Source organism: Aquabacterium sp. (genome assembly GCF_050725395.1).
In the GTDB taxonomy this organism is placed as follows: Bacteria; Pseudomonadota; Gammaproteobacteria; order Burkholderiales; family Burkholderiaceae_C; genus Aquabacterium.
The window spans coordinates 60,001-77,375 of sequence record NZ_JBOHHL010000002.1 but is presented as its reverse complement, the minus strand read 5'-3'; the positions used below and the strand labels follow the sequence as shown (position 1 = coordinate 77,375).

13 protein-coding genes are annotated in these 17,375 nt (G+C 66.4%); all 13 read left to right on the top strand.

The window, feature by feature from the left end:
- The first annotated feature begins 1 nt into the window (after position 1).
- The 13 genes from rsmH to ftsZ all read left to right on the top strand — a co-directional run bounded on the left by rsmH (position 2) and on the right by ftsZ (position 17,349).
- Positions 2-1,042 carry a 16S rRNA (cytosine(1402)-N(4))-methyltransferase RsmH gene (gene rsmH, locus ACREB4_RS01710; RefSeq protein WP_431586459.1) on the top strand — a complete coding sequence of 347 codons (1,041 nt, stop codon included), beginning with the start codon at positions 2-4 and terminating at the stop codon, positions 1,040-1,042.
- Positions 1,042-1,338: a cell division protein FtsL gene (gene ftsL / locus ACREB4_RS01705; protein ID WP_431586458.1), complete on the top strand. Its 297-nt coding sequence runs from the start codon at positions 1,042-1,044 to the stop codon at positions 1,336-1,338. The genes rsmH and ftsL overlap by 1 nt, the downstream gene beginning before the upstream one ends.
- Positions 1,335-3,218 carry a peptidoglycan D,D-transpeptidase FtsI family protein gene (locus tag ACREB4_RS01700; RefSeq protein WP_431586457.1) on the top strand — a complete coding sequence of 628 codons (1,884 nt, stop codon included), beginning with the start codon at positions 1,335-1,337 and terminating at the stop codon, positions 3,216-3,218. Before ftsL ends, ACREB4_RS01700 begins: the two co-directional genes overlap by 4 nt.
- On the top strand, positions 3,218-6,184 hold the full coding sequence (murF, locus tag ACREB4_RS01695; protein WP_431586456.1) for a bifunctional UDP-N-acetylmuramoyl-L-alanyl-D-glutamate--2,6-diaminopimelate ligase MurE/UDP-N-acetylmuramoyl-tripeptide--D-alanyl-D-alanine ligase MurF: 2,967 nt from the start codon (positions 3,218-3,220) through the stop codon (positions 6,182-6,184). The genes ACREB4_RS01700 and murF overlap by 1 nt, the downstream gene beginning before the upstream one ends.
- Entirely contained in the window at positions 6,174-7,352 is a 1,179-nt protein-coding gene (gene mraY / locus ACREB4_RS01690) for a phospho-N-acetylmuramoyl-pentapeptide-transferase (protein WP_431586652.1), read from the top strand. The genes murF and mraY overlap by 11 nt, the downstream gene beginning before the upstream one ends.
- Before the next feature lie 19 nt (positions 7,353-7,371).
- Positions 7,372-9,144, top strand: coding sequence for a UDP-N-acetylmuramoyl-L-alanine--D-glutamate ligase (murD, locus tag ACREB4_RS01685; protein WP_431586455.1), 1,773 nt, complete (start codon positions 7,372-7,374; stop codon positions 9,142-9,144).
- A complete protein-coding gene (gene ftsW, locus ACREB4_RS01680) occupies positions 9,141-10,394 on the top strand; it encodes a putative lipid II flippase FtsW (RefSeq protein WP_431586454.1) in 1,254 nt (417 codons plus the stop codon). Before murD ends, ftsW begins: the two co-directional genes overlap by 4 nt.
- Positions 10,391-11,497 (top strand): undecaprenyldiphospho-muramoylpentapeptide beta-N-acetylglucosaminyltransferase, encoded by a 1,107-nt coding sequence (murG, locus tag ACREB4_RS01675; RefSeq protein WP_431586453.1) that lies wholly within the window; start codon positions 10,391-10,393, stop codon positions 11,495-11,497. Before ftsW ends, murG begins: the two co-directional genes overlap by 4 nt.
- Positions 11,494-12,897 carry a UDP-N-acetylmuramate--L-alanine ligase gene (gene murC / locus ACREB4_RS01670; RefSeq protein WP_431586452.1) on the top strand — a complete coding sequence of 468 codons (1,404 nt, stop codon included), beginning with the start codon at positions 11,494-11,496 and terminating at the stop codon, positions 12,895-12,897. Before murG ends, murC begins: the two co-directional genes overlap by 4 nt.
- Before the next feature lie 10 nt (positions 12,898-12,907).
- Positions 12,908-13,885, top strand: a complete 978-nt coding sequence (locus tag ACREB4_RS01665; RefSeq protein ID WP_431586451.1) for a D-alanine--D-alanine ligase — start codon at positions 12,908-12,910, stop codon at positions 13,883-13,885.
- A gap of 17 nt (positions 13,886-13,902) precedes the next feature.
- Positions 13,903-14,787, top strand: a complete 885-nt coding sequence (locus ACREB4_RS01660; protein WP_431586450.1) for a cell division protein FtsQ/DivIB — start codon at positions 13,903-13,905, stop codon at positions 14,785-14,787.
- Between the two features lie 23 nt (positions 14,788-14,810).
- Positions 14,811-16,040, top strand: a complete 1,230-nt coding sequence (gene ftsA / locus ACREB4_RS01655; RefSeq protein ID WP_431586449.1) for a cell division protein FtsA — start codon at positions 14,811-14,813, stop codon at positions 16,038-16,040.
- A 64-nt stretch (positions 16,041-16,104) separates the two neighbouring features.
- Complete coding sequence (gene ftsZ / locus ACREB4_RS01650) at positions 16,105-17,349, top strand: cell division protein FtsZ (protein ID WP_431586448.1); 1,245 nt, start codon at positions 16,105-16,107, stop codon at positions 17,347-17,349.
- Positions 17,350-17,375 lie beyond the last annotated feature (26 nt).

Here is a 17,375-nt window from a genome sequence, read left to right as displayed (position 1 = left end):
GATGCACCAGGAGCAAACACCTTGGCAGCACACCACCGTCCTGCTGACCGAGGCGGTCGAGGCCTTGTGGGAGTCCGAAACGGGCCCGCATCCGCAAGGCCTGTATGTGGATGCCACCTTCGGGCGGGGCGGCCACTCGCGGCTGCTGTTGTCGCACCTGGGTCCGCAAGCGCAGCTGCTGGCGCTGGACCGCGACCCGGATGCGATCGCGCACGCGACCATGGGCCCGCAAGCCATCACCGACCCGCGCTTCCGCATCGAGCACGCGGCCTTCTCCCATTGGGCGGATGTGGTCAACGACCTGGGCCTGGGGCCGGTGCAAGGTCTGCTGATGGACATCGGTGTGTCGTCGCCGCAGATCGACAACCCGGAGCGCGGGTTCAGTTTCCGCTTCGATGCGCCGCTGGACATGCGCATGGACACCACCCAGGGCGAGAGCGTGGCCGACTACCTGGCCCACGCCTCCATCGATGAACTGGCGGAGGTGATACAGACCTATGGAGAAGAACGGTTTGCTCGCCCGATTGCAAAGGCGCTTGTGGCTCGCCGCGAGGCAGGACAGCCCGTGCGAACCACGGCCGAGCTGTCCAACGTCGTGGCTGGTGCGGTCAAAACGCGTGAAGCCGGCCAAAACCCCGCCACACGCACCTTTCAAGCTCTACGGATTCACGTCAACCGCGAGCTTGGGGAATTGCAAGACGCGCTGGAGGCAGCCTTGAAGATGCTGGCCCCTGGCGGTCGCCTCGCGGTCATCAGCTTCCATTCGCTGGAAGACCGCATCGTCAAAACCTTCATCGCCAAGCACAGCCGGGATGAGGTGGACCGCCGTGCGCCCTTCGCGCCACCCAAGGCCAAATTGCTGCACTCGCTGGGCCGCGTCAAGCCTTCCGATGGCGAGGTGCTGGACAATCCGCGCGCACGCTCCGCGGTGCTGCGCGTGGCCGAGCGCACCGACGTGCCTTGGTCTGCCGAGTTGGCGCAGCCTGAAGGTGCCGGCGCCGGCAAGGGGCGTGGCAAGCGCGACAAGGGGGCTCGTCGGTGATGACGCGCCTCAACCTGCTCCTCGTCGCGATGCTGCTGTTCAGCTGCGTCTGGTTGATCCGTTCCAGCTACGAATCGCGCCACCTGTTCGTCGAGCTGGAGCGCGCGCAGAGTCGCGAACACGAATTGCAAAGCGAGCGCGAGCGCCTGCAGCTGGACAAGCGCGCGCAGGCCACGCCGCTGCGCGTTGAAAAGCTCGCGCGCGAAAAGCTGCGCATGTTCAGTGCCACGCCCGCCGTCACGCACTACGTGACCGAAGCCGGTGCGGCGTCCGCCCCCACGGAGGCCATGCCATGAGCCGCGTGGGTGACCTGATCCGCAAGCTGCGCCGCCTGCCGCGCCGCCAGAACGCCACGGCCATGCCGACGGTGCGCTACGCGACCAGCCCGCTGCTGGCCTCACGCACGCCGCCCTGGCGCGTCAAGTTCCTGATCGGTGCCATCGGCCTGGGCTTCGCCGTGCTGATCGGTCGCGCCGCCTGGATCCAGATCATCCACAACGACTTCTATTTGCAGCAAGGTGCCAGCCGCTACGAGCGCCGCATCGAGCTGCCGGCCAACCGCGGCCGCATCCTGGACCGCAATGGCGAACTGCTCGCGTCCAGCGTGCCTTCGCCTTCGCTGTGGGTCATCCCCAAGGATTTCGACGCCACGCCCACGCAGTTCAAGGCCCTGGCCAAGCTGCTGGACATGAAGCAGAGCGAACTGAAAAAGCGCCTGGACGGCAACCAGAACTTTGCCTGGCTGCGTCGTCAGGTCGATGAAAGCGTGGCCCAGCAAGTGGCTGCGCTCGACATCAAGGGCGTGCACGAGATCAAGGAAAGCAAGCGGCAGTACCCCGAGGGCGAGGCGGCCGCGCACATCGTGGGTTTCACCAACATCGAGGACGAAGGCCAGGAAGGCATCGAGCTGGCCTACCAGAAACAACTGGTGGGCCGCGATGGCGTGCGCCACGTCATCAAGGACCGCCTGGGCCGCGTGGTCGAATCGGTCGGTGACCTGATCCCGGCGGATGACGGCCGCGAGATCCGCCTGTCCATCGACGCCAAGATCCAGTTCTACGCCTACCAGCGCATCCGCGATGCGGTGGCCTTCCACAAGGCCAAGGCCGGCAGCGTGGTGGTGCTGGATGCGCAAACGGGCGAAGTGCTGGCCCTGGCCAACGTGCCCAGCTACACGCCGGCCGACCGCCGCAACCTGACCGGCGCGCAACTGCGCAACCGCGCGCTGACCGACACTTTCGAGCCAGGCTCGACGATGAAGCCTTTCATCATCTCGTGGGCGCTGGAAACCAAGCGCGTCAAGCCCGACACCATCATCTCGACCGGCAATGGGCGCATGACCATCGACGGCGCCACCATCACCGATTCGCATCCCCATGGCGACCTGACGGTGGAGCAGGTCATCCAGAAGTCCAGCAACATCGGCACCGCCAAGCTGGCTTTGCAGTTCCAGCCCAAAGAAATGTGGGAGCTGTTCACCTCGGTGGGCCTGGGGCAGAAACCGCAGATCGGTTTCCCGGGCGTGGTGACGGGGCGCTTGCGCCCGTACAAGAGCTGGCGGCGCATCGAGCAGGTCACGATGAGCTACGGCTATGGCCTCTCGGCCAGCCTGTTGCAACTGGCGCAGGCCTACACCGTGTTCGCGCGCGATGGCGAGCTGATCCCGATCAGCCTGCTCAAGCGCGATGGCTCGGACGAGACCGCCACACCCAAGAACCTGGCCTTGCGCACCGACTACAAGCCGGGTTTGAATGCCTCGAACAACAACGATGTCGTGCCCATCCGAGGCGCGCGCGTGTTTTCGCCCGAGGTGACGCGCGAAGTGCGCAAGATGCTGGCCATGGTGACGGCCAACGGCGGCACCGCGCCCAAGGCCCAGGCCATGGGCTACAGCGTGGGTGGCAAGACCGGCACCGCGCACAAGCAGGAAGGCAAGGGCTACTCGGGCAACAAGTACCGTTCCTGGTTCGTGGGCATCGCGCCCATCAGCAACCCCCGCATCGTCGTCGCGGTGATGGTGGACGAACCCGGCAACGGGGTTTACTTTGGCGGTGACGTGGCCGCGCCCGTGTTCAGCCAGGTGGTCGAGCAAACGCTCAACCGCCTGGGTGTGATGCCCGACCTGAACGTGCGGCCAGACATCACGGCCATGCAAAGCGTGGAGGAAAGCTTCTGATGGGCGCCTCTTTGTTGACCCTGACTTCGGTCGATGACGCCTTGGCCTGGTTGCGCCAGCAGGGCGTCAAGTCGCTCACGGTGAACAGCCGCGTGGTGGCATCGCAAGCCGGTGAAGGCGTGGGCTTCATCGCCTGGCCCGGTGCCGCGCGCGATGGCCGCGCCTTTGTCGCGCAGGCTTTGCAAGAGGGCGCGCGCGCCTGCCTGGTCGAGGCCGAGGGTGCCGAGGCCTTTGCCTTCAGCGATGCCCGGGTGGCTGCTTTCAAGGGTCTCAAGAAGGCCAGCGCCGAGATCGCACACGGCTTCTTCGACGAGCCCAGCGCGCACCTCGACGTGGTGGCTGTGACCGGCACCAATGGCAAGACCTCGACCTCGTGGTGGACCGCGCAGGCCTTGGCCGCCGTGGGCCGGCCTTGCGGTGTCATTGGCACCTTGGGCGTCGGCCAACCAGGCTCGGGCAATTTCTTGCCGACCGGTTTGACCACGCCCGACCCGATCACCTTGCACGCCACCTTCCGCCAGTTCGTGGACCAAGGCTGCCAGGCAGCCGCCATCGAGGCCTCGTCCATTGGCATCGAAGAGCAGCGCCTGGGCGCCACCCGCATCAGCGTGGCCCAGTTCACCAACTTCACCCAAGACCACCTGGATTACCACGGCAGCATGGCCGCCTATTGGGAAGCCAAGCGTGGCCTGTTCGACTGGCCCGGCCTGCGCGCGGCCGTGGTCAACCTGGACGACCCCGCTGGCGAGTCCTTGGCCGATGGCGTGAGCGCGCGCGGCCTGGACCTGTGGAGCTATGGCCTGGTGCACACCGCCCGCCTGCAGGCCACCGGCCTCACGCACCACGCCGAAGGCATGGGCTTCACCCTGGTCGAGCGCGATGCCGAACTGGACGCCACGCTCGACCATGTCGAGGTGCACACGCACTTGGTGGGGGATTTCAATGCCTCGAACCTGCTGGCCGTGATCGGTGCCCTGCGTGCGCTGGGCGTGTCCTTGAGCCAGGCCGTGGCCGCCTGCGCGAACCTCACACCCGTGCCCGGCCGCATGCAGCGCGTGGCATCGCCTCGCGTGGCGCCCGATGCCCAGCCCGCTGTGGTGGTGGACTACGCCCACACGCCCGATGCCTTGAAGAAGGCGCTGTGCGCCTTGATTCCTTTGGCCAAGGCGCGCGGCGGCCAGCTGTGGTGCATCTTCGGTTGCGGCGGCAACCGCGACCCGATCAAGCGGCCCTTGATGGGCGCCATCGCCGAACAGTTCGCCGACCGCGTGGTGCTGACCAGCGACAACCCGCGTGACGAAAAGCCCTGTTTCATCCTCTCGCAGATCATGGCCGGCATCGCGCGCCACGACGGCATCGAGGTGCTGGACGACCGCGCCGAAGCCATCGCCGACGTGATCGCGCGCTGTGGCCCGAAGGACGTGGTGCTGATCGCCGGCAAGGGCCACGAGACCACGCAGGAAGTGGCGGGCGTCAAGACGCCGTTTTCGGACACCGAGCAGGCCCTTCTGGCGTTGCAGGGCCGATTCCCTGCTGCTTCTGTTGTTGAAAGCAAAAAACCCATGATGACCCTGGGCCTGGCCCACCAACTGCTGCCGGGCTCGACCTTGTCGGGCGACCCTGCCACGCCTTTGCTTCGTGCCCACACCGATACCCGCACCTTGCAGCAAGGCGACCTGTTCGTGGCCCTGCGCGGTGAACGCTTCGATGCGCACGATTTTCTGCCGCAGGCCCGCGGGGCCGGCGCCGTGGCGGCCTTGGTGCAACGTGGCCTGGACAGCTCCGGTCTGCCGGGCCTGACCGTCAGCGACACGCGCGCAGCCTTGGGCTGGCTGGCTTCGGGCTGGCGCGCGCGTTTCGACATCCCGCTGATCGGCGTCACCGGCAGCAATGGCAAGACCACCGTCACGCAAATGATTGCCTCGATCCTGCGGGCCTGGGTGAAAGAGCAGGGCACGCCGGACGCGGCCTTGTCCACGCAGGGCAATTACAACAACGAGATCGGCGTGCCGCTGACCCTGCTGCGCCTGCGCGAAGGCCAGCACCGCTGCGCCGTGGTCGAACTGGGCATGAACCACCCAGGCGAGATCGCCCAGTTGTCGGCCATCGCGGCGCCCACCGTGGCCCTGGTCAACAACGCCCAGCGCGAACACCAGGAGTTCATGCACACGGTCGAAGCCGTGGCCCGCGAGAACGGCGCCGTGCTGCAAGCCTTGTCGCGTGGCGGCGTGGCGGTGTTCCCCGCCGATGACGAGCATGCACCCATCTGGCGTGAGCTGGCCAATGGCTGCCGCGTGATCGACTTCGCCACAGAAGGCCAGGCCGCGGTCACGGGCCAGGCCACCTGGCAGGCCCAGCCCTCGCCGCATTGGGTGATCGCCCTGAACACGCCAGCGGGCCAGGCCAGCGTCAAGCTGCCCATGGCGGGTGCCCACAACGTGCGCAACGCCTTGGCCTCGGCCGCCTCGGCCATGGCGGCTGGCGCCACACTGAGCGCGGTGGTGGCGGGCCTGGAAAGCTTCGAGCCCGTCAAGGGCCGTTCGCAATTGCACGGCTTCAAACAGCGAGGCCGCGAGGTCACCCTGGTCGACGACAGCTACAACGCCAACCCCGACTCCGTGCGCGCCGCCATCGACATGCTGGCCGGCCTGCCGGGACCGCACTGGCTGGTGCTGGGTGACATGGGCGAGGTGGGCAACCAAGGCCCGGCTTTCCACGAAGAAGTCGGCCGCCATGCGCGCGAACGCGGCATCGCACAGTTCTGGACAGCGGGGGCCTTGTGCGCGCACGCGGCCCAGGCTTTTGGCCCATCGGCCCGGCATTTCAACAGCGCCGCCGACATCGTGGCCGCGCTCAACACACAAACCGGGGTGCCTGAAGCCGCCGCGGTCCTGGTCAAGGGGTCTCGCTTCATGAAAATGGAACAAGTGGTCGCCACGCTGCTGGGGGATGCCCATGCTGCTTAGCCTGACCGAATGGTTGCAGATCCTGCACCCCGAATGGGGCTTCCTGCGCGTGTTCCAGTACCTGACCTTCCGCGCGGTGATGGCGGCCATGACGGCCCTGCTGATCGGCCTGGCCCTGGGACCGACCCTGATCCGCAAGCTCACCGAACTGAAGATCGGCCAGCCCATCCGCGACTACGCGATGCAAAGCCACCTGACCAAGCGCGGCACGCCCACCATGGGCGGCGCCTTGATCTTGCTGGCCATCGGCGTGTCGACCCTGCTGTGGTTTGACTGGTCCAACCGCTTCGTGTGGATCGTGATGATCGTGACCACGGGCTTCGGCGCCATTGGCTGGGCCGACGACTGGCGCAAGGTGGTCCACAAGGATCCCGAGGGCATGCCTTCGCGCGAGAAGTATTTCTGGCAGTCCATCATCGGCCTGATCGCGGCGCTGTACCTGGCCTTCAGCGTGTCCGAGACCAACAACCTGCGCGTGCTGGAGTTGTTCTTCCGCTGGATCGGTTCGGGCTTCTCGAACGACTTGCCGCCCAAGGCCGATTTGATCGTGCCTTTCTTCAAGACCGTGAGCTACCCGCTGGGCGTGTGGGGCTTCATCGTGCTGAGCTACATCGTGATCGTGGGCACCAGCAACGCGGTCAACCTGACCGACGGCCTGGACGGCCTGGCCATCATGCCGGTGGTGATGGTGGGCTCGGTGATGGGCATCTTCTGCTACGTCACCGGCAATGCCGTGTTCTCGAAGTACCTGCTGCTGCCGCACATCCCGGGGGCGGGCGAGTTGATGGTGTTCTGCGCCGCGATGGCGGGGGCGGGCTTGGCCTTCCTGTGGTTCAACGCCTACCCGGCCGAGGTCTTCATGGGCGACGTGGGGGCCCTGGCCCTGGGTGGCGCGCTGGGCACCATCGCCGTCATCGTGCGGCAAGAGATCGTGCTGGCCGTGATGGGCGGCGTCTTCGTGCTCGAGGCCCTGTCCGTGATGATCCAGGTCGGCTACTTCAAGTACACCAAGAAGAAATACGGCGAGGGCCGCCGCATCCTGCTGATGGCGCCCCTGCACCACCACTTCGAAAAATCCGGCTGGAAAGAAACGCAGGTCGTGGTCCGCTTCTGGATCATCACCATGCTCTTGTGCCTGCTGGGCCTGTCCTCTTTGAAGCTGCGCTGAGCCGCACCGACACGAACACATGCACTACCTCCGCGACCTCACCGTGCTGATCCTGGGTCTGGGCGACTCCGGCCTGGCCATGGCGCGCTGGTGTGTGCGTTGCGGGGCCACCGTGCGCGTGGCCGACACGCGCGAGGCACCGCCGCAGGCCGCGACCTTGGCGCAGGATGTGCCGGGCGCGACCTTGCACGTCGGCCTGGACCTGGGCTTGCTGGAGGGTGTCAACCTGGTGCTCAAGAGCCCGGGTTTGGCCCCCACCTCGGCCGAGGTGGCTGCACTGGTCGACAAGGCCGATGACCTGGGCATCCCTGTGCGCGGCGAGCTGTCGCTGTTCGCGTCCGCCTTGGCCGACCTGAAGCTTGACCGTGGCTACGCGCCCAAGGTGATCGCCATCACTGGCACCAATGGCAAGACCACGACGACCTCGCTGACGGCGCAGCTGATCGAGCGCGCTGGCAAGCGCGTGGGCCTGGCCGGCAACATCGGCCCGACCTTGCTCGACACCTTGAGCACCGCGCTGGACCAGGAGCCAGCGCCTGCGCCCGAAGCTCCAGCGGAGATTCCCGCCAGCGAAGTGACGGCCGAGGTCACCGAAATCGCCACTGACGTGGTCGAGTCCGATGTGCTGGTCGGACCAGCGGGCGAGGACGCCGATGCCTCGGCTGAAGAGGCCGTGCCCGCCGCCTTGGCGGATGACGCCGACGCGCCTTTGATTGCCCTGACCCCGCCACCCCCCGCCGCGCCCGTTTTCGAGGTGCTGCCCGAAGTCTGGGTGCTGGAGCTGTCCAGCTTCCAACTCGACGGCGTGAGCAACTTCGAACCCAGTGCGGCCGTGGTGCTCAACGTCACGCAGGACCACCTGGACTGGCACGGCACGATGAAAGCCTACGCCGCCGCCAAGGCCCGCATCTACGGCAAGACCGCCACCATGGTCATCAACCGCGATGACCCGGCCGTGGTGGCCATGGTGCCCGAGCCCGAGGTGATCAAGTCGGGTGTGCGCGGCCGCCCCGCCAAGGTCGTGCACCGTGACCTGGTGTACTTCGGCCTGGACGCACCGCAACGTCCGGGCGATTTCGGCCTGGTCACTGAAAGCGGCATGGCCTGGTTGGTGCGCGCCCTGGAGGCCGACCCCACCATCAAGCGCAAGAAGGGCGATGAAGAAGAGATCATCCTGCAGCGCCTGATGCCCGCCGATGCCCTGCGCATCCGCGGTCGCCACAACGCGTCGAACGCGCTGGCCGCGCTGGCCTTGGCGACGGCCGTGGGCTGCCCATTGGCACCCATGCTGCATGGCTTGCGCGAATACCGCGGCGAGCCGCACCGCGTCGAGCACGTGGCCACCGTGGCGGGCATCGATGCCATCGACGACAGCAAGGGCACCAATGTGGGCGCCACCGTCGCGGCCTTGCAGGGCCTGGGCTCGGACCTGTCGCCCGGCAAGCTCGTGCTCATTTTGGGTGGCGATGGCAAGGGCCAGGACTTCGCGCCGCTGGTCGAGCCCGTCGGCCGCTTCGCCCGCGCCGTGGCCTTGATCGGCCGCGATGGCCCCGCCTTGCACGAAGTCCTGTCGGGCTTGAACGCCCCGAACGGCGAGCCGCTGGCGCTGCAAGGCCACGACAGCCTGGAAGCCGCCACGCGCTGGGCCTTCGACCAAGCCCAAGCGGGCGACGCGGTGCTGTTGAGCCCCGCTTGCGCCAGCCTGGACATGTTCCGCAACTACGGCCACCGGGCCCAGGTGTTCACCGACACCGTGCGCGAATTGGCCATCGAACGGGGGGAGGTTGCATGAACATCGCCGCCTTGAATCCCCTGTCGTGGTGGACCGCCTGGCGTGCCAAGTCGGCCGATGGCATGGGCGCCTTGCCCGTGCGCGACCGCATCAACATCCTGGCCCAGCCTTCCAAGGTGATGGGCTTCGACCAGTCGCTGGTGTGGGTGGTGCTGGCCTTGCTGGCGCTGGGTTTGATCATGGTCTATTCGGCCTCGATCGCCTTGCCCGACAGCCCCAAGTTCGCCAAGTACACGCCCACTTATTTTTTCAACCGGCACATGTTCTTCCTGATCCTGTCGATCATGGTGGGCGCGGTGGTCACGCAAATCCCGCTGTCCACCTGGGAGCGCGTGGCGCCGTGGTTGTTCGTGGTGTCGCTGTTGATGCTCATGCTGGTGCTGATCCCGCACGTGGGCAAAGGCGTGAATGGCGCGCGCCGCTGGTTGCCTTTGGGGGTCATGAACTTCCAACCTTCGGAACTCGCCAAGCTGGCCATCACGCTGTACGCGGCCGACTACATGGTCCGCAAGATGGAAGTGAAGGAGCGCTTCTTCCGCGCCGTGGCGCCGATGGCCGTGGCCGTGGCCGTGGTGGGCCTGCTGCTGCTGGCCGAGCCCGACATGGGCGCTTTCATGGTGATCGCCGTGATCGCCATGAGCATCCTGTTCCTGGGGGGCGTCAATGGCCGCATGTTCTTCCTGATCACGGCGGTGCTGGTGGGCGCCTTCGTGCTGATGGTGACGCTGAGCCCTTGGCGGCGCGAGCGCATCTTCGCCTACCTGGATCCCTGGACCGAGAAGAACGCCCTGGGCAAGGCCTACCAGCTGACCCATTCGCTGATTGCCTTCGGTCGGGGCGAGATCTTCGGCGAAGGCCTGGGTTCCAGTCTCGAAAAACTGCACTACTTGCCCGAGGCGCACACCGACTTCCTGCTGGCCGTGATCGGCGAAGAACTCGGCTTCATCGGCGTCGCCATCGTCATCGCCGCTTTCTTCTGGCTGGTGCGCCGCACCTTCCACATCGGCCGCCAGGCCATCGCGCTGGACCGGGTCTTTTCTGGCCTGGTCGCACAGGGCGTGGGTGTGTGGATGGGCGGCCAGGCCTTCATCAACATGGGCGTGAACCTGGGTGTGCTGCCCACCAAGGGCCTGACCTTGCCGTTGATGAGCTACGGTGGTTCAGGTGTGATGTTGAATTGCATCGCCTTGGCCATCGTGCTGCGCGTGGACATCGAGAACCGACAGCTCATGAGAGGGGGGCGCGCATGAGCCACCTCGTGGTGATGGCAGCGGGCACCGGCGGGCACATCATGCCCGGCCTGGCCGTGGCCAAGGAACTGCAGCAGCGCGGCTGGACCGTCAGTTGGCTGGGCACGGACACCGGCATGGAAAACCGCCTGGTGCCGCCCACCGGCATCCCGCTGGACACCATCGCCTTCAACGGCCTGCGCGGCAAGGGCATGCTGCACACCATGACCGGTGGCATGCGCCTGCTCAAGGCCTTCGCCGAATGTTTCAACATCCTGGGCAAGCGCAAAGCCGATGCCGTGCTGGGCATGGGCGGCTATGTGTGCTTTCCCGGCGGCATGATGGCGTCGGCGCGCGGCCTGCCGTTGGTGCTGGTCAACGCCGACGCGGCCATGTTGATGAGCAACCGTGCCTTGCTGCCTGTGGCCGATGCCGTGGCTTTTGGCTTCGACGGCCCGGCCGCGAACTCGACCAAGCTGGCGCGCGTCACCGGCAACCCCGTGCGCGCCGAGATCGAAGCCATCGCGCCGCCGACAGAACGCTTCCAGGGCCGCATGGGCCCGCTGCGCGTGCTGATGGTCGGCGGGAGCCTGGGCGCGGTCACACTCAACAAGGTCCTGCCGCAAGCCTTGGCCAAGATCCCCGCCGGCCAGCGCCCCAAGGTCACGCACCAGACTGGCATGGCCAATTTCGACGACGTCAAGGCCGACTACGCCGCGTTGGGCATCGATACCGTGCGCGATGTCGAGGTCGTGCCCTTCATCAACAACATGGCGCAGCGCCTGGCCGAATGCGACGTGCTGGTGTGCCGCGCCGGTGCCATCACCGTGAGCGAGCTGTGCGCGGCCGGCGTGGCCAGCATCCTGGTGCCACTGGTGGTGTCGACCACCTCGCACCAACGCGACAACGCCGCCTACATGGCCGAGCATGGCGCCGCCGTGCACCTGCCCCAAACATCCTTGACAGCGGACTCGCTGGCGCAGCGCCTGCAGGCCCTGACGCGCGATGGCCTGCTGGACATGGCGACCAAGGCCCGTGCCCTGGCCCGCCCCAACGCCGCCGCCGCTGTCGCCCATGAAATCGAGCAACTCGTGAACCGTCGTTCCAGAAAGGCGTCCGCATGAAGCACGCCGTCAAGCACATCCACTTCGTCGGCGTCGGTGGCGCCGGCATGAGCGGCATCGCCGAGATCCTGCACAACCTGGGCTACACCGTCTCGGGCTCGGACCAGAGCGACAGCGCCACCTCGCGCCGCCTGGCCACGCTGGGCATCAGGGTCTTCATCGGCCACGATGCCGAGCACGTGAACGGCGCCGAAGCCGTGGTCACGTCGACCGCCGTGAAGGGCGACAACCCCGAGGTGATCGCCGCGCGCGCCAAGCGCATCCCCGTGGTGCCGCGCGCCGTGATGCTGGCCGAACTGATGCGCCTCAAGCGCGGCATCGCCATCGCCGGCACGCACGGCAAGACCACGACCACCTCGTTGGTCACCTGCATCCTGGCCGAGGCGGGCGTCGACCCGACCTTCGTGATCGGCGGCAAGCTCAACAGCGCCGGTGCCAACTCGGCTTTGGGCAAGGGCGACTACATCGTGGTCGAGGCCGACGAATCGGACGCCTCTTTCCTGAACCTGCTGCCCATCTTGTCCGTCGTCACCAACATCGACGCCGACCACATGGACACGTATGGCCATGACTTCGCCAAGCTCAAGCAGGCCTTCGTCGATTTCCTGCACCGCATGCCTTTCTACGGCGCCGCCATTTTGTGTGCCGATGATCCCGGCGTGCGTTCGATCATCCCGCTGATCTCGCGCCCCGTCATCAGCTATGGCTTCGGCGAAGACGCGCAAGTGCGGGCGGTGGATGTCGAAGCCTTGCCCGGCGGTCAGATGCGCTTCACTGTGCAGCGCCGCAACGGCACCGTCATGCCCGACCTGCCGGTGACCCTGAACCTGCCCGGCGTGCACAACGTGCTCAATGCCCTGGCGGCGATCGCCGTGGCCACCGAGATCGAGCTGCCCGACGCGCCCATCGCCAAGGCCTTGTCCGAGTTCACCGGCGTGGGCCGCCGCTTCCAGCGCTATGGCGACTGGCGCGCCGCCGATGGTGGCCAGTTCACCCTGATCGACGACTATGGCCACCACCCGGTCGAGATGGCCGCCGTGATCAGCGCCGCGCGCGGCGCCTTCCCCGGCCAGCGTTTGGTGCTGGCCTTCCAGCCGCACCGCTACACCCGCACGCGCGATTGCTTCGAGGACTTTGTCAAGGTGCTGGGCACGGCCGACGCCGTCCTGCTGACCGAGGTCTATGCCGCTGGAGAGCAACCCATCGTGGCCGCCGATGGCCGCGCCCTGACCCGCGCCGTGCGCGTGGCCGGCAAGGTCGAGCCCCAGTTCATCGACGACATGGCCGAGCTGCCCGCCGCCATCGCACAAAGCACACGCGGTGGTGATGTGGTGATCTGCATGGGCGCCGGCTCCATGGGCGGCGTGCCGGCCAAGGTTGTCGAACTGTTGAAGGATTGAGGAAGAAGACATGAGCACCCCCCACCTGACCGCCCCCACCATCGATGTCCAGTCGCTGGGCAAGGTCGCCGTGCTCTTCGGTGGCACCTCGGCCGAGCGCGAAGTCTCGATCATGTCGGGCTCCGGCGTGCTGGCCGCCCTGCAATCGCAGGGGGTGGATGCGCACGCGTTTGATCCTGGCGAACGCCCTTTGCAAGACCTGAAGGCCGAGGGCTTCGACCGCTGTTTCATCGCCCTGCATGGCCGGGGTGGTGAAGACGGCACAGTGCAAGGCGCACTCGAACTGCTGGGCATTCCCTACACAGGCTCCGGCGTGATGGCCTCCAGCATCGCGATGGACAAGATCATGACCAAGCGCATCTGGCGCTTCGAAGGCTTGCCCACGCCCGATTGGCGCATGGTGGCAAGCAGCGAAGAATGCGCACAGGCCCTGGCCATCCTGGGCGCGCCCATGTTCGTCAAGCCTTCGCGCGAAGGATCGTCCATCGGCCTGACCAAGGTGACCGACCCGGCCCAGTGCGCCGCTGCCTATGCCGCCGCCGCGCAGCATGACCCCGAAGTGCTGTGCGAGCAGTTCATCGATGGCGAGGAAACCACCTGCCCGCTGCTTTTCGTCCAGGGCCAGGTCCGGGCCTTGCCGGTGATCAAGATCGTCGCGCCCGATGGCAACTACGACTACCAGAACAAGTACTTCACCGACACCGTGAAGTACCTCTGCCCCAGCCAGCTGGATGCCGATGAAGAGGCCGAGATCCAGCGCCAGGTGCTGCGCGCCTTCAACACGCTCAAGTGCCGTGGCTGGGCCCGCGCCGATGTGATGATCCGAAAGTCCGATCGCCAGCCCTTCCTGCTCGAGATCAACACCTCGCCCGGCATGACCGGCCATTCGCTGGTGCCGATGTCGGCCAAGGCGGCGGGCCTGAGCTACGAACAACTCTGCGTCACCCTGCTGGCTTCGGCCACGCTGGACTCTTCCACCAACCCGTAAGCAAGCACCCCAAGACCATGCTGGCCAACGCCGCCCTCAACACCCCAGACAGCGAGATGCCGCAAGACATCCGCTGGATGAACGCCGCGTCTGCCGCGCTGGTGGGCTTGGCGCTGGCCGTGGTGTTGGCCTCGGGCCTGGTGAAGCTGTCGCGCTTGCCTTTCTTCAACATCAGCCGCCTGCAGATCGAAGGCGAGCTGCAACGCAACAACCTGGCCACTGTGCGCGCCAACGCCGTGCCGCACCTGAGCGGCGGTTTTTTCAACCAGGACCTGTTCAAGGCCCGCGATGCCTTCGAGGCCGTGCCTTGGGTGCGCCGCGCCGTCGTGCGCCGTGTGTGGCCCAACCAGTTGCGCGTCACGCTTGAAGAGCACCGCCCCGCCGCCTACTGGCGCCATGAAGACCGCGACGACCAACTGGTCAACACCTTCGGCGAAGTCTTCGATGCCAACCTGGGCGATGTGGAGGACGAGCCCCTGCCCACCTTGGCCGCGCCCGCCCATCCTTCGCCCGACCAATCGCGCGTGATGCTGGCCATGCTGCACCGACTGCAACCGCTGGTCGGGCCCCTGCAGGCCGAGATCGACACCCTGCGCCTGACCGACCGCGGCTCCTGGAGCCTGGAGCTGGACACCGGTGCCGACATCGAACTGGGCCGTGGCACCGAGGACGAGGTGGCCGAGCGCCTGGAGCGTTTCGTGCGCACCGTGCCTGAACTGCACCGCCAATATCCTGCGCCGCTGGTGCAGGCCGATCTTCGTTATCCCGAAGGCTACGCCGTCAAGCTGCGCGGCGTGTCCACCCTGCAGGAAGCGGCGAGCAAGGCGGCGCTCAAGGCCAAGCTGGCGGCGCAGAACGCGGCCTGGGCCGCCCGCCAACGTCAACAGCAGCAACAACGTTAACCGAACCCAACAGCACACACACCATGCCCAAGGAATACAAGGATCTGGTTGTCGGACTCGACATCGGCACCGCCAAAGTGATGGCGGTGGTGGCCGAAGTCATGCCCGGTGGCGACTTGCGCCTGGCCGGTCTGGGCGTGGCGCCCAGCCACGGCCTCAAGCGCGGCGTGGTCGTCAACATCGACGCCACGGTGCAGTCCATCCAGCAGGCTTTGAAAGAAGCCGAGTTGATGGCCGACTGCAAGATCAGCCGCGTCTGGACCGGCATCACCGGCAGCCACATCCGCGGCCAGAACTCGACCGGCATGGTCATCGTGCGCGACAAGGAAGTGGCGCCCATCGACGTGCAGCGCGTGGTCGAAACCGCCAAGGCCATCAACATCCCGAACGACCAGCGCCTGCTGCTGGTCGAGCCGCAAGAGTTCATCATCGACGGCCACGAGGTCAAAGAGCCCATCGGCATGAGCGGTGGCCGGCTGGAGGTCAAGGTCCACATCGTGACCGGGGCGCAAAGCGCGGCCGAGAACATCGTCAAGTGCGTGCGCCGCTGCGGCCTGGAAGCCGAGCAACTGGTGCTCAACCCCAGCGCATCGAGTGCGGCCGTGCTGACCGAAGACGAAAAATCGCTGGGCGTGGCCCTGATCGACATCGGCGCCGGCACCACCGACGTGTCCATCTTCACCGATGGCTCGGTGCGCCACACGGCCGTCATCCCCATCGCTGGCGACCTGATCACGAGCGACATCGCGATGGCCTTGCGCACGCCCACGAAGGACGCTGAAGACATCAAGGTCGACCACGGCGTGGCCAAGCAGATGCTGGCCGACCCGAACGAACAGGTCGAGGTGCCCGGCCTGGGTGACCGCGCCCCGCGCATGCTCTCGCGCCAGGCTTTGGCCGGCGTGATCGAGCCGCGGGTGGAAGAGATTTTCTCGCTGGTCCACCAGGTGATCCGCGAGTCTGGATACGAGGAGCTGCTGTCATCGGGCATCGTGCTCACCGGCGGCTCGGCGGTCATGCCGGGCATGGTGGAGCTGGCCGAAGACATCTTCCTCAAACCCGTGCGCAAGGGCATCCCCTTGTACTCGGGTGCACTGCACGACATGGTGGCCAGCCCGCGCTCGGCCACCGTCATGGGCTTGCTCGAAGAGGCAAGACTCGCGCGAACGCGCGGGATGAAGGCGGCGCAGAAGGCAGGGTCGGTCACGACCTTGTTCGGACGCGTGCGTGATTGGTTCATTGGTAATTTCTGAAGAGCTTCACTGGCTCGACTTTTCTTATTCACTGGCAACTGCTTGAAATATTTGGAGGTACGACATGGCAATCGAAATGATTGAAAACTTCGACCTGGGAACCCAGATCAAGGTGATCGGGGTGGGTGGCGGCGGCGGCAACGCGGTCGACCACATGATCGCCCAGGGTGTGCAGGGTGTGCAGTTCATCTGCGCCAACACGGATGCCCAGGCATTGAACCGCTCCAGCGCGGACATGCAGATGCAGCTGGGCAACAGCGGCCTGGGCGCGGGGTCCAAGCCCGAAGCCGGGCGCGTGGCGGCCGAAGAGGCTGTGGAGCAAATCAAGGCCGCCCTGGACGGCGCGCACATGGTCTTTATCACCGCCGGCATGGGCGGTGGCACGGGCACGGGCGCTGCGCCCGTGATCGCGCGCGTGGCCAAAGAGATGGGCATCCTCACCGTCGGTGTGGTGACCAAGCCTTTCGAGTTCGAAGGTGGCCGCCGCATGAAGCAGGCCGACGCTGGCCTGGCCGAGCTGGAAGCCAACGTCGACTCGTTGATCGTGGTGCTGAACGAGAAGCTGCTGGAAGTCCTGGGCGACGACATCACCCAGGAAGAGGCCTTCAAGCAGGCCAACGATGTGCTGAAGAACGCCGTCGGCGGCATCAGCGACATCATCCACATCCCGGGCTTGGTCAACGTCGACTTCGAAGACGTCAAGACCGTGATGAGCGAGCCTGGCAAGGCGATGATGGGCACGGCCACCGCGTCGGGCCCGGACCGCGCCACCAAGGCGGCTGAATCGGCCGTGGCCTGCCCGCTGCTGGAAGGCATCGACCTGTCGGGCGCGCGTGGCGTGCTGGTGCTGATTGCCGCGGGCAAGAGCAACTTCAAGCTGAGCGAGTCGCGCAATGCCATGAACACCATCCGCCGCTATGCCGCGGAAGAGGCGCATGTCATCTACGGCACGGCCTACGACGAAAGCCTGGGCGACCAGCTGCGCGTGACCGTGATCGCCACGGGCCTGAGCGCTGGCCGCCGTGCGCAAGCGCCGATGTCGGTGGTGCACAGCGCCGCGCAAGCGCATGGCCAGGTCTTTGCCCGCACGGGCACGGACAACCTGCCGGTGCTGAACCACCAGGTGGGTGGGGCGTCCACGGGCTTGGGCATGGGCGCCACCTCGGGCCACAACGACTTCAACAACCTGAACACGCCCAGCGTCTGGCGTTCGGGCCGCACCCAGGCCAGCGCCCGGGTCGATGCCCTGGCCAGCAATGGCATGGACGAGATCGAGATCCCCGCTTTTCTGCGCAAGCAGGCGGACTGATCTCTAAAGCGTCAGTCGTACCGAAG